5 protein-coding genes and 3 rRNA genes are annotated in these 13,797 nt (G+C 65.7%); 3 read left to right on the top strand and 5 right to left on the bottom strand.

All coding sequences use genetic code 11. From position 1 onward, the window contains the following. Positions 1-86: 86 nt before the first annotated feature. The 3 genes from rrf to OG842_RS33490 form a co-directional block, all read right to left on the bottom strand. A 5S ribosomal RNA gene (rrf, locus tag OG842_RS33500) occupies positions 87-203 on the bottom strand. Between the two features lie 76 nt (positions 204-279). Next, positions 280-3,403: ribosomal RNA gene (locus tag OG842_RS33495) — 23S ribosomal RNA — on the bottom strand. Between the two features lie 299 nt (positions 3,404-3,702). Beyond that, positions 3,703-5,228, bottom strand: a 16S ribosomal RNA gene (locus tag OG842_RS33490). Together the 16S, 23S and 5S rRNA genes form the textbook arrangement of a ribosomal RNA operon. Positions 5,229-5,912: 684 nt before the next feature. Between OG842_RS33490 and OG842_RS33485 the strand changes: the two genes are divergently transcribed. Then, the gene (locus OG842_RS33485) at positions 5,913-6,362 is read left to right on the top strand and encodes a PTS sugar transporter subunit IIA (protein ID WP_266735557.1); all 450 of its coding nucleotides are present in this window, start codon (positions 5,913-5,915) and stop codon (positions 6,360-6,362) included. A gap of 76 nt (positions 6,363-6,438) precedes the next feature. Beyond that, positions 6,439-8,109: a phosphoenolpyruvate--protein phosphotransferase gene (gene ptsP, locus OG842_RS33480; protein ID WP_266735559.1), complete on the top strand. Its 1,671-nt coding sequence runs from the start codon at positions 6,439-6,441 to the stop codon at positions 8,107-8,109. A gap of 63 nt (positions 8,110-8,172) precedes the next feature. Here the strand turns inward: ptsP and OG842_RS33475 are convergent, their stop codons facing one another. Then, the gene (locus OG842_RS33475; RefSeq protein ID WP_401875846.1) at positions 8,173-9,036 is read right to left on the bottom strand and encodes a hypothetical protein; all 864 of its coding nucleotides are present in this window, start codon (positions 9,034-9,036) and stop codon (positions 8,173-8,175) included. A 165-nt stretch (positions 9,037-9,201) separates the two neighbouring features. Next, a complete protein-coding gene (locus OG842_RS33470; RefSeq protein ID WP_266735563.1) occupies positions 9,202-11,178 on the bottom strand; it encodes an acetoacetate--CoA ligase in 1,977 nt (658 codons plus the stop codon). 222 nt (positions 11,179-11,400) lie between these two features. On the opposite strand from OG842_RS33470, the gene OG842_RS33465 reads away from it, so the two are divergent. Next, positions 11,401-13,761 carry a glycoside hydrolase family 31 protein gene (locus tag OG842_RS33465; protein ID WP_266735564.1) on the top strand — a complete coding sequence of 787 codons (2,361 nt, stop codon included), beginning with the start codon at positions 11,401-11,403 and terminating at the stop codon, positions 13,759-13,761. The last annotated feature ends 36 nt before the right edge of the window (positions 13,762-13,797 follow it).

The raw sequence follows: 13,797 nt of genomic DNA, 5'->3' as shown, positions 1-13,797 counted from the left end.
CGCGGATGCACAGGGGTGAGGCAAGGACCTCGTGAACGCAGAAAAGCCCCGTGTCCACAAGGACACGGGGCTTTCCCGTAAAAGGAGTTCGGCGGCGTCCTACTCTCCCACAGGGTCCCCCCTGCAGTACCATCGGCGCTGAAAGGCTTAGCTTCCGGGTTCGGAATGTAACCGGGCGTTTCCCTAACGCAATGACCACCGAAACACTATGAAATAAACAACACCGGAACAACACGGCCGTTCGTTATTTCAGAACTAACACAGTGGACGCGAGCAACTGAGGACAAGCCCTCGGCCTATTAGTACCAGTCAGCTCCACCCGTTACCGGGCTTCCACATCTGGCCTATCAACCCAGTCGTCTACTGGGAGCCTTAACCAATCAAGTTGGTGGGAATACTCATCTCGAAGCAGGCTTCCCGCTTAGATGCTTTCAGCGGTTATCCTTTCCGAACGTAGCCAACCAGCCATGCCCTTGGCAGAACAACTGGCACACCAGAGGTTCGTCCGTCCCGGTCCTCTCGTACTAGGGACAGCCCTTCTCAATATTCCTACGCGCACAGCGGATAGGGACCGAACTGTCTCACGACGTTCTAAACCCAGCTCGCGTACCGCTTTAATGGGCGAACAGCCCAACCCTTGGGACCGACTCCAGCCCCAGGATGCGACGAGCCGACATCGAGGTGCCAAACCATCCCGTCGATATGGACTCTTGGGGAAGATCAGCCTGTTATCCCCGGGGTACCTTTTATCCGTTGAGCGACAGCGCTTCCACAAGCCACTGCCGGATCACTAGTCCCGACTTTCGTCCCTGCTCGACCCGTCGGTCTCACAGTCAAGCTCCCTTGTGCACTTACACTCAACACCTGATTGCCAACCAGGCTGAGGGAACCTTTGGGCGCCTCCGTTACTCTTTAGGAGGCAACCGCCCCAGTTAAACTACCCATCAGACACTGTCCCTGATCCGGATCACGGACCCAGGTTAGACATCCAGCACGACCAGAGTGGTATTTCAACGGCGACTCCACAACCACTGGCGTGGCTGCTTCAAAGTCTCCCACCTATCCTACACAAGCCGAACCGAACACCAATATCAAACTGTAGTAAAGGTCCCGGGGTCTTTCCGTCCTGCTGCGCGAAACGAGCATCTTTACTCGTAGTGCAATTTCACCGGGCCTATGGTTGAGACAGTCGAGAAGTCGTTACGCCATTCGTGCAGGTCGGAACTTACCCGACAAGGAATTTCGCTACCTTAGGATGGTTATAGTTACCACCGCCGTTTACTGGCGCTTAAGTTCTCAGCTTCGCCGACCCGAAAGTCAGCTAACCGGTCCCCTTAACGTTCCAGCACCGGGCAGGCGTCAGTCCGTATACATCGCCTTACGGCTTCGCACGGACCTGTGTTTTTAGTAAACAGTCGCTTCTCGCTGGTCTCTGCGGCCACCCCCAGCTCGGAGAGCAAGTCTCCTCACCAGTGATGGCCCCCCTTCTCCCGAAGTTACGGGGGCATTTTGCCGAGTTCCTTAACCATAGTTCACCCGAACGCCTCGGTATTCTCTACCTGACCACCTGAGTCGGTTTAGGGTACGGGCCGCCATGAAACTCGCTAGAGGCTTTTCTCGACAGCATAGGATCATCCACTTCACCACAATCGGCTCGGCATCAGGTCTCAGACTTATATGCACGACGGATTTACCTACCGTGCGTCCTACACCCTTACCCCGGGACAACCACCGCCCGGGCTGGACTACCTTCCTGCGTCACCCCATCGCTTACCTACTACCACCTTGGTTCATCGGCTCCACCACTACCCTCAACTCCGAAGAGATCGGGCCGGCTTCACGGACTTAGCATTAATGGGCTCAGTATTGGGCGTTTCAAAGCGGGTACCGGAATATCAACCGGTTGTCCATCGACTACGCCTGTCGGCCTCGCCTTAGGTCCCGACTTACCCTGGGCAGATCAGCTTGACCCAGGAACCCTTAGTCAATCGGCGCACACGTTTCTCACGTGTGTATCGCTACTCATGCCTGCATTCTCACTCGTGAACCGTCCACAACTCGCTTCCGCGGCTGCTTCACCCGGCACACGACGCTCCCCTACCCATCCACACAGGCGTTGGCCCTTCATGTGTGAATGACACGACTTCGGCGGTACGCTTGAGCCCCGCTACATTGTCGGCGCGGAATCACTTGACCAGTGAGCTATTACGCACTCTTTCAAGGGTGGCTGCTTCTAAGCCAACCTCCTGGTTGTCTCTGCGACTCCACATCCTTTCCCACTTAGCGTACGCTTAGGGGCCTTAGTCGATGCTCTGGGCTGTTTCCCTCTCGACCATGGAGCTTATCCCCCACAGTCTCACTGCCGTGCTCTCACTTACCGGCATTCGGAGTTTGGCTAAGGTCAGTAACCCGGTAGGGCCCATCGCCTATCCAGTGCTCTACCTCCGGCAAGAAACACACGACGCTGCACCTAAATGCATTTCGGGGAGAACCAGCTATCACGGAGTTTGATTGGCCTTTCACCCCTAACCACAGGTCATCCCCCAGGTTTTCAACCCTGGTGGGTTCGGTCCTCCACGAAGTCTTACCTCCGCTTCAACCTGCCCATGGCTAGATCACTCCGCTTCGGGTCTTGAGCGTGCTACTGAAACGCCCTATTCGGACTCGCTTTCGCTACGGCTTCCCCACACGGGTTAACCTCGCAACACACCGCAAACTCGCAGGCTCATTCTTCAAAAGGCACGCAGTCACGACATGCAAGCAAGCTTGCATGCGACGCTCCCACGGCTTGTAGGCACACGGTTTCAGGTACTATTTCACTCCGCTCCCGCGGTACTTTTCACCATTCCCTCACGGTACTATCCGCTATCGGTCACCAGGGAATATTTAGGCTTAGCGGGTGGTCCCGCCAGATTCACACGGGATTTCTCGGGCCCCGTGCTACTTGGGTGTCTCTCAAACGAGCCGTCAATGTTTCAGCTACGGGGGTCTTACCCTCTACGCCGGACCTTTCGCATGTCCTTCGCCTACATCAACGGTTTCTGACTCGTCCCACGGCCGGCAGACCGTGGAAGAGAGATCCCACAACCCCGCATGCGCAACCCCTGCCGGGTATCACACGCATACGGTTTGGCCTCATCCGGTTTCGCTCGCCACTACTCCCGGAATCACGGTTGTTTTCTCTTCCTGAGGGTACTGAGATGTTTCACTTCCCCTCGTTCCCTCCACACTGCCTATGTGTTCAGCAGCGGGTGACAGCCCATGACGACTGCCGGGTTTCCCCATTCGGACACCCCCGGATCAAAGCTCGGTTGACAGCTCCCCGGGGCCTATCGTGGCCTCCCACGTCCTTCATCGGTTCCTGGTGCCAAGGCATCCACCGTGCGCCCTTAAAAACTTGGCCACAGATGCTCGCGTCCACTGTGCAGTTCTCAAACAACGACCAGCCACCCATCACCCCGCTCCGAAGAACAGGTTCACTGGGGCCGGCAACTGAAGGCGACCATCACGGCCGTACCCTCAGATACCCAACAACGTGCCCGACCCGACCTGCCGTCCCCCACGTTCCACGCCGAAGCAGTACTAGTGAAAAACAACCTGTCGTGCCGAATAGTCAACGTTCCACCCATGAGCAACCACCGTCGAACATTTGCCGACGTAGTGGCCTCTGACCAGGCAAGCCCGGTAAGAAATGCTCCTTAGAAAGGAGGTGATCCAGCCGCACCTTCCGGTACGGCTACCTTGTTACGACTTCGTCCCAATCGCCAGTCCCACCTTCGACAGCTCCCTCCCACAAGGGGTTGGGCCACCGGCTTCGGGTGTTACCGACTTTCGTGACGTGACGGGCGGTGTGTACAAGGCCCGGGAACGTATTCACCGCAGCAATGCTGATCTGCGATTACTAGCAACTCCGACTTCATGGGGTCGAGTTGCAGACCCCAATCCGAACTGAGACCGGCTTTTTGAGATTCGCTCCGCCTCGCGGCATCGCAGCTCATTGTACCGGCCATTGTAGCACGTGTGCAGCCCAAGACATAAGGGGCATGATGACTTGACGTCGTCCCCACCTTCCTCCGAGTTGACCCCGGCAGTCTCCTGTGAGTCCCCATCACCCCGAAGGGCATGCTGGCAACACAGAACAAGGGTTGCGCTCGTTGCGGGACTTAACCCAACATCTCACGACACGAGCTGACGACAGCCATGCACCACCTGTACACCGACCACAAGGGGGGCACCATCTCTGATGCTTTCCGGTGTATGTCAAGCCTTGGTAAGGTTCTTCGCGTTGCGTCGAATTAAGCCACATGCTCCGCTGCTTGTGCGGGCCCCCGTCAATTCCTTTGAGTTTTAGCCTTGCGGCCGTACTCCCCAGGCGGGGAACTTAATGCGTTAGCTGCGGCACCGACGACGTGGAATGTCGCCAACACCTAGTTCCCAACGTTTACGGCGTGGACTACCAGGGTATCTAATCCTGTTCGCTCCCCACGCTTTCGCTCCTCAGCGTCAGTAATGGCCCAGAGATCCGCCTTCGCCACCGGTGTTCCTCCTGATATCTGCGCATTTCACCGCTACACCAGGAATTCCGATCTCCCCTACCACACTCTAGCCTGCCCGTATCGACTGCAGACCCGGGGTTAAGCCCCGGGCTTTCACAACCGACGCAACAAGCCGCCTACGAGCTCTTTACGCCCAATAATTCCGGACAACGCTTGCGCCCTACGTATTACCGCGGCTGCTGGCACGTAGTTAGCCGGCGCTTCTTCTGCAGGTACCGTCACTCTCGCTTCTTCCCTGCTGAAAGAGGTTTACAACCCGAAGGCCGTCATCCCTCACGCGGCGTCGCTGCATCAGGCTTTCGCCCATTGTGCAATATTCCCCACTGCTGCCTCCCGTAGGAGTCTGGGCCGTGTCTCAGTCCCAGTGTGGCCGGTCGCCCTCTCAGGCCGGCTACCCGTCGTCGCCTTGGTAGGCCATCACCCCACCAACAAGCTGATAGGCCGCGGGCTCATCCTTCACCGCCGGAGCTTTCAACCCCGTCCCATGCGGGACAGAGTGTTATCCGGTATTAGACCCCGTTTCCAGGGCTTGTCCCAGAGTGAAGGGCAGATTGCCCACGTGTTACTCACCCGTTCGCCACTAATCCACCCCGAAGGGCTTCATCGTTCGACTTGCATGTGTTAAGCACGCCGCCAGCGTTCGTCCTGAGCCAGGATCAAACTCTCCGTGAATGTTTTCCCGTGATCGGGACAACACAACACGAGAGCGGAACGACCGGACGGAATAAGACCGGTCGTTCACAGCGTCCTCGCTGTGTAAATTGCCCACCAGGTCAGTGACCTCGCGGGACTTTCAAAGGAACCTCCAACCTGCCGAAGCAGGCCGGGGTATCAACATATCTGGCGTTGACTTTTGGCACGCTGTTGAGTTCTCAAGGAACGGACGCTTCCTTTGTACTCACCCTCTCGGGCTTTCCTCCGGGCTTTTCCCTTCGGTCTTGCGTTTCCGACTCTATCAGACTCTTTCGTGTCCGATTCCCGGTCGAAGCGGGATCCTGCTTTTCACTTTCCAGTTCTTCGCTTTCGCGTTTCCCTTTCCGGCGAGTCCGACTCTATCAGTCCTTTTCGCTTTCCTTGACCAGCTCCTGCAGACATGCAGGTGCCGAGTCCGGGTTAGAGTCAGGGCTTAAAAGTCGCCGCCGACCCCCGACTCAAAGTCGCGTTGGGGTCAGGCAGGAGTACGACAGTACAGGCCGCCGAGGGTCGAGGCAAATCGTTCTCGGTGCGTCTCTAAGGCCGCGAACCGCCTGGACTCGGGCGGAACCGGGACTTCTTATGACTTACGCTGCTGAGCAGTACGCCGTCGCCCACAGGCTGTGACGGCGCCGATCAAGCTCCACCCCTGGGAGGCTCCCTATGACCACTGTGACGTCCCCTCTTGCCGGACGTGCCATCGGGCTCGCTGCGGTACCGGACCCGGTCTTCTCCGGCGCGATGGTGGGTCCTGGAACCGCCGTCGACCCCGTGCGTGAGCCGTCCGAGGCGGTGTCGCCGGTCGACGGCATCATTGTCTCCCTGCACCCGCACGCCTTCGTCGTCGTCGACGAGAACGGGCACGGGGTGCTCACGCACCTCGGCATCGACACCGTTCAGCTCAACGGCGAAGGGTTCGAACTGCTCGTGAACAAGGGGGACAGGGTCACGCGCGGCCAGGGGATCGTGCGCTGGGACCCCGCGGCCGTCGAGGCGGCCGGCAAGTCGCCCGTGTGTCCGGTCGTCGCGCTGGAAGCCACCGCCGAATCCCTCTCCGACGTCCGTGAGGACGGCGACGTGAAGGTCGGCGACACCTTGTTCGGTTGGCAGTGACGAACTCGGCTCGATGACAGCCGACTGGATAACCACCGCGGCGGCACGGACCACCGCACGACCGGAGACGGGTGAAATGGAGACAACGCTGCGAGGCGTCGGCGTGAGCCACGGGGTGGCGATCGGCGAGGTGCGTCATATGGGTACGGCGGTGCTCGAACCGCCTGCCAAGCAGATCCCCGCCGAGGAGGCCGAGCGCGAACAGGGGCGTGCTCGGCAGGCTGTGGAGGCCGTGGCGGCCGACCTGATCGCACGCGGCAACCTGGCCGGTGGCGAGGCTCAGCACGTGCTCGAGGCCCAGGCCATGATGGCGCAGGACCCCGAGCTTATGGCCGACGTGGAGCGGCGTATCGCCGTCGGCAGCACCGCCGAGCGCGGCGTCTACGACGCGTTCGCCGCCTACCGGGCGCTGCTTGCCAACGCCGGGGAGTACCTGGCGGGGCGCGTTGCCGACCTCGACGACGTGCGCAACCGGATCGTGGCCCGGCTGCTCGGTGTGCCGATGCCGGGTGTGCCGGACAGCGACGAGCCCTATGTACTGATCGCGCGGGACCTGGCGCCCGCGGACACGGCGCTGCTCGACCCGGCTCTGGTGCTCGGCTTCGTGACCGAGGAGGGCGGACCGACCAGCCACAGCGCGATCCTGGCCCGTGCTCTCGGGGTGCCCGCCGTGGTGGCGCTTCCCGGTGCGGGTGAGCTGGCCGAGGGCACGGTCATCGCCGTGGACGGCAGCACCGGTGAGATCTTCGTCGAGCCGAGCGTCGAGAAGCGTGCCGAGATGGAGAGTGCCGCCGCGGCGCGCAAGGCCGCCCTGTCGGCTTCGTCGGGTCCGGGTACGACCTCCGACGGTCACAAGGTCCCGCTGCTCGCCAATGTCGGCGGGCCCGGCGACGTACCGGCGGCGGTCGAGGCCGGTGCGGAGGGCGTGGGGCTGTTCCGTACCGAGTTCCTGTTCCTGGACGACAGCAAGCAGGCGCCGTCCGAGGAGAAGCAGGTCGCTGCGTACCGGGCGGTGCTGGAGGCGTTCCCCGAAGGGCGTGTCGTCGTACGGGTGCTGGATGCCGGGGCGGACAAGCCGCTGGACTTCCTGACTCCGGCGGACGAGCCGAACCCGGCGCTGGGTGTGCGCGGGCTGCGGAGTCTGCTGGACCACCCCGACGTGCTGCGTACCCAGCTGACCGCGCTGTCGAAGGCGGCCCAGGGGCTGCCCGTGCACCTTGAGGTCATGGCGCCGATGGTGGCGGACCGTGCGGATGCCAAGGCCTTCGCCGACGCCTGCCGCGAGGCCGGTCTGCAGGCGAAGTTCGGCGCGATGGTGGAGATTCCGTCCGCCGCGCTGCGGGCGCGTTCGATCCTGCGGGAGGTGGAGTTCCTTTCACTGGGGACCAATGACCTGGCGCAGTACACCTTCGCCGCCGACCGTCAGGTGGGTGCGGTGTCGCGGTTGCAGGACCCGTGGCAGCCCGCGCTGCTCGATCTGGTGGCGCTGTCGGCCGAGGCGGCCAGCGCCGAGGGCAAGAGCTGTGGTGTCTGTGGTGAGGCTGCCTCCGATCCGCTGCTGGCCTGTGTCCTGACGGGGCTGGGTGTGACGTCGCTGTCGATGGGCGCCGCGTCCATTCCTTATGTCCGGGCCACGCTGGCGAAGTACACGCTCGCTCAGTGCGAGCGTGCCGCTTCCGCCGCTCGTGCGGCGGACTCCGCCGAGGAGGCGCGGGTCGCGGCTCAGGGGGTGCTGTCGGGCGAGTAGGTCCCGCGGCGTTCTGTGGTGAAGGGGCTCCCCGCCGATGGTGGCGGGGAGCCCCTTCGCCTGTCAGTGGTGCGATTCCGGTTCGTCCGCGCCGAGGTCGAAGCCGGCGCAGTACTCCACGTGTGATTCCGGGGCGACCGGTTCGCCGGTGTCGGCGTCGGTGCAGTAGGCGCTGAAGACCTCACCGGCGCTGAGCGGGGCCAGATCGCCTCGGGTCAGGCGCCAGCCGTGCACCCGGTCCTGGGCTCCGGGACGGCTCGTTCGGAGTACGACTCCTCCGGGCCTTTCGAGGGCGATGCCCACGGCGAGCACCGTGACGAACTCTGCGCCTTCATCGGTTTCGAGCCGGGCGGGCCCGGTGCTGTCCCGCTCGGTGTGCAGGACGGCGAGCAGGTGCTCGTTGTCGGTGGGGGTGCTGCAGACCAGGTGGTGGGTGCCGGGGCCGGCCGTCTCCAGGATGCGGAGGAGCAGGTGCGAGGCCCGGTCGAAGGCGGCATGGCCGACGTCCTTGCCGCAGTCCGCGCATTCGCCGAGGCCGGCCAGGATCATCGTGGCGTACTCCCAGGTGGCCCGGCGGACGGCCCGGCTGACCAGGAGCGGGATGAGGGTGTCGATGGGTTGGCCGGTGTACGCGACGGTGGCGCCGGCCGAGGCGATCTCGGCGGTGAAGCGGCTGCGGCTGGCCGGGGTGTCGGGAGCCAGCCCCGACTCGGCGCAGTACTCCGCGTACTCCTCCGGGTCGAAGAGGGCGACCGTGGCGTGCATGCCTTGTGCGGAGAGGGACTTCAGCAGGGTTTCGACCTGCTGGAGATAGGCGGTGTGGTCGTCGAAGGTGAAGGTGCGGTAGCGCCGCATCGCCGCGAAGTCCTGCTCGTCGGCCAGGAGGCCGATGGTGCTGGGTGCTTCGCGGCGCAGCGTGCGTCGCATGGACGCGCCGGAGCGGCTGTACCCGGCTGTCCTGCCGTACTTGCTGTTCCCGTTGTTCCCGTTGCCCCTGCTGTTCCCGTTGTTCTTGATGTGCTCCATGACTCCCCCGGTGCGCTGTCGATCATTGCTCACTCAGAGTAATCACGGGCACTGACAACGCGCCGGTCAGTGACGCTTGCGGGCGAGGTCCTCGTAGAAGTGGAGGAGTTCCAGGTTGTCGATCGAGCCGGGGTTGACCGCCTTGGCCAGGGCCGTGCCTTGCAGCAGGCGTTTGACCGGGACCTCGATGCGCTTGCCGGTGAGGGTGTGCGGGATGCCGGGGACTTCGATGACCTCGTCGGGGACGTGGCGCGGGGAGAGGTTCTCCCGAATGGTCCGTTTGATGCTGTCGCGCAGCGCGTCGTCGAGCCGGGCGCCTTCGGCGAGGTGGACGAAGAGCGGCATCCAGTAGCCGCCGTCGGGCTCTTCGAGGCCGATGACGAGGGATTCGCGGATCTCGGGGAGCCGTTCGACGGCCTCGTAGATGTCGGCGGAGCCCATCCGTACGCCCTGGCGGTTGAGGGTGGAGTCGGAGCGGCCGTGGATGACGACCGAGCCGTGTTCGGTGATCGTGATCCAGTCTCCGTGGCGCCAGACGCCGGGGTACATGTCGAAGTAGCTGTCGTGGTAGCGGCTGCCGTCGGGGTCGTTCCAGAACCGGATGGGCATGGACGGCATGGGAGCGGTGACGACGAGTTCGCCGACCTCTCCGATGAGCGGTTTGCCCGCGGGGTCCCAGGAGCGGAGGTCCGTGCCGAGGCAGGGGGCCTGGAGTTCACCGATGTGGACGGGAAGGGTGGGGACCGCGCCGGCGAAGCAGCTGCACACGTCCGTGCCGCCGCTGACGGAGGCGATCCACAGATCGTCGTCCACCTCGTCGTGGAGCCAGCGGAAGCCGTCGGGCGGGAGCGGGGAGCCGGTGGTGGCGACGCACTGGATGCGGGAGAGGTCGAAGTCGCGGCCCGGGTGGATGCCGGCCTTCCGGCAGGCCATGACATAGGCGGCCGAGGTACCGAAGAGGGTCGCTCCGGTCTGTTCGGCGACGCGCCACTGGGCGCTGACGTCGGGGTAGCCGGGGCTTCCGTCGTACAGCACGAGGGTGGTTCCGGTGAGGAGGCCTGAGACGAGGAAGTTCCACATCATCCAGCCGGTGGAGGTGTACCAGAAGAAGCGGTCCTCGGGGCCGAGGTCGCAGTGCAGGCCGATCTGCTTGAAGTGTTCCAGCAGGATGCCGCCCTGGGACTGGACGATCGCCTTGGGGAGCCCGGTGGTGCCGGAGGAGTAGAGCACCCAGAGCGGGTGGTCGAACGGGACCTGTTCGAAGACGGGCTCGGTGTCGGCGCAGGTGAGGGCGGACCATTCGAGGGCGCCCTCGGGGGCCTCGGTGCCCAGCAGCGGGATGTGCACGACGGCGCGCAGGGTGGGCAGCTCGCGCCGCAGCTCGGCGACCGTGTCGGCACGGTGGTGTTCCTTGCCGCCGTAGCGGTAGCCGTCGACCGTGAAGAGGACGACGGGTTCGACCTGCTGGAAGCGGTCGAGGACGCTGCGGGCGCCGAAGTCCGGGGCGCAGGAGGTCCAGACGCCGCCGACGGCCGCGGTGGCGAGGAAAGCGACGACGGCCTCGGGGACGTTGGGGAGGTAGCCGCTGACGCGGTCGCCGGGGGTGACGCCGAGGGCGCGGAGTTCGGCGGCGAGCGAGCCGACCCGGCGGCGGAGTTCGGACCAGGAGACGGGGATCTGGGTGTGGGTCTCGTCGACGTGGAGCAGGGCGGGGGCGTCCGCGCGCAGGGGGTCCTCGGCGGTGCGCAGCGCATGCTCGGCGTAGTTGAGGGTGGCGCCGGGGAACCACTGGGCGCCGGGCATGGCGCGGTCGGCCAGTACGGTCTCGTACGGGGTGGAGAACCGTACGTCGAACCAGTCGGCGACGGCCCGCCAGAAGGTGTCGAGTTCGGTCACGGACCACTGGTGCAGCGCCGGGTAGCCGCCCTCGGCCGGTGCTCCGTAGTGCTGGGACGCCCAGCTCTGGAAGCGGGTGACGGCAGCGGCCGCGATGCGGTCGGGGCCGGGCTGCCAGAGGGGGGCTTCGTTGGCTGCTGCGGTCATGGGGCGGCTCCCTGGCTGTACGGGTACGCGGGATGGGCGTGGGCGCGCGCACACGTGCTGGGGTGTGCGCGTGAGGCGGCATTTACGGACGATGCCATGTGATCGTCTTTCGCACCAGGGTTCCCCACCCATGCCCGGGTGTCCGGACATGTGGTCCGGCCACGGGTGAACGGAAGTTGAACGGAGCCCGCACCCGCCCCGCCGGATGGCAGGCTGAGCTGCATGGACGGTCGTGACCTGGTGCGCTCGGTGAAGATGGTCGGTTCGGTGCGGGGACTGCGCGCGGTGCGCTCGTCCTGGCGGCGTCACAGTGCGGATGCGCGGGCGCTGCCCCGGCGCGGTGCGGAGCGGGCACGGGTGCCCGGCCCGGTGGTGGGGGCGGAGCCGGAGCCGGGCGGGGGTGTGGTGCGGTTCGCCCGTTCGGAGTTGCGGGTGCGGGTGGCGGTGGGCGGTGCGGTGTTCTGGGGCTGGGACGGGGCGGAGCCGTCGCCGTCGTACGCGCTGCCCGGCGCGGTGCCCGAGCCGGATCCGCGGGCCGAGCTGGAGCCGGACAAGGACGGTGGCTGGCAGGTGGTGTCGGAGCGGCTGACCGTCGCGGTGTCGCGGCACGGGGCCGTGGAGCTGCGTACCCCGGGCGGGGTGGTGCTCCGGCGCGAGCTGCCGCCGCGCTGGTGGGAGCCGGTGGCGGGGGGCGGTGCCCGGTGGGTGCAGCGTTCCGAGGTTCCGGCGGACGCGCGGTTCTTCGGGCTCGGGGGCCGGGCGTCGGGGCCGCGGCTGCGGGACGGCGTGTACGGCCTGTGGAACACCGATCCGGGTGGGCGGTTCGGGCCCGGTGACGATCCGCTGTACCTGACGATGCCGGTGCAGCTCGTGGTCTGTGACGCGGGGACACATCTGGTGTTCCACGACAACACCTGGTCGGGGCGGGTGACTCTGCGCGAGGGCGAGGAGGGTGCGGGTTCCGGCCACGACCGGCCCGGGTCGTGCGAGGTGCGGATGGACGGGGGGCCGTTGCGCTGCTGGGTGGTGGCGGGCACGCCGTCCCGGGTGCTGCAGGGCTGGACGGCTCTCACGGGTGCGCCGGCGGTGCCGCCGTCCTGGGCGCTGGGTCCGCAGCACGCCCGGTGGGGGTTCGGGAGCGAGCGGGAGGTGCGGCGGGTCGTCGCCGGGTACCGGGAACGGGGGCTGCCGCTGTCCGTACTGCATCTGGACATCGACCACTACGACGCGCACCGGGTGTTCACCGTCGATCAGGGGCGCTTCCCCGATCTGCCGGGTCTGGCGAAGGAGTTGCGGGAGGACGGCGTGCGACTGGTGTCGATCGTCGATCCCGCGGTGAAGGCGGAGCCGGGGAACGCGGTGTTCGACGCGGGGGTCGCGGTCGGGGACCGCGGGGCGTTCGTCCGGGACGCGCGCGGGCGGGTGGTGCGCGGGGAGGTGTGGCCGGGCGAGTGCGTGTTCCCGGACTTCACCGATCCGCGGGTGCGGGAGTGGTGGGGCGGTCTGTACGAGGAGCGGCTGGCGCAGGGGTTCTCGGGCGTGTGGCACGACATGAACGAGCCGGTGTCGTTCGCCGCGTTCGGGGATCCGTCGCTGCCGAGGTCGGCGCGGCATTCGCTGGAGGGCCGCGGAGGTGATCACCGCGAGGCGCACAACGTCTACGCGCTGGCGATGGCGCGTGCCGGGTACGAAGGGCTGCGCCGGCTGCGGCCCGAGGAGCGCCCCTTCCTGTTCTCGCGTTCCGGCTGGGCGGGGATGCAGCGTTACGGGGGCACATGGTCCGGTGATGTGGCGACCGGCTGGCCGGGGCTGCGGGCCTCGTTGGCGCTGGTCCTGGGGCTGGGGCTGTGCGGGGTGCCGTATTCGGGGCCCGATGTGGGCGGGTTCGACGGGTCGCCGTCGCCGGAGCTGTATCTGCGGTGGTTCCAGCTGGGTGCGTATCTGCCGTTGTTCCGTACCCATGCGGCGATCGACGCGGGGCGGCGGGAGCCGTGGGAGTTCGGGCCCGGGGTGCTGGAGCACGCGCGGGCGGCGCTGGAGGAGCGGGAGCGGCTGCACCCGTACTTCGTGACGCTGTCGCGGCTGGCCGGGCTGACCGGTGCCCCGTACGTGCGGCCGCTGTGGTGGCGTTCGCCCGGGGACCGGGCATTGCGGGAGTGCGAGGACGCGTTCCTGTTGGGTGACGCGCTGCTGGTGGCTCCGGTGCTGGAGCACGGTGCGGATCGCCGGGCGGTGCGGTTGCCGCGGGGGCGCTGGTACGACACGGCGACCGGTGAGGTGTACGAGGGGCCGGGGCAGGTGCTGCTCGATGCGCCGCTGTCTCGGGTGCCGGTGTTGGCGCGGGCGGGTTCGGTACTGCCGGTGCGGGGTGCGGACGGCGGTGTGGAGCTGGAGGTGTGGGCTCCGCCGGCGGGGCGCAGCGGGAGCGGGCTGGTGGTCCGGGACGCGGGGGACGGCTGGGAGCGGGCGGAGGTCGAGCGGTACGCGTCGCGGTGGGTGGACGGGCGGGTCGTGGTCGAACGGGAGGGCCGGGAGGGTGAGGAGGGGGCGGTGGCGTATCCGGTGCGGGTGCGCGGGGTGTAGGCCGGTTCGCGGTGTGGCACTGCCCTCGGGCCGGTT

The sequence above is a fragment of the Streptomyces sp. NBC_00376 genome (assembly GCF_036077095.1).
Classification (GTDB): Bacteria; Actinomycetota; Actinomycetes; order Streptomycetales; family Streptomycetaceae; genus Streptomyces.
This window is presented reverse-complemented; position numbering and strand designations above follow the sequence as displayed.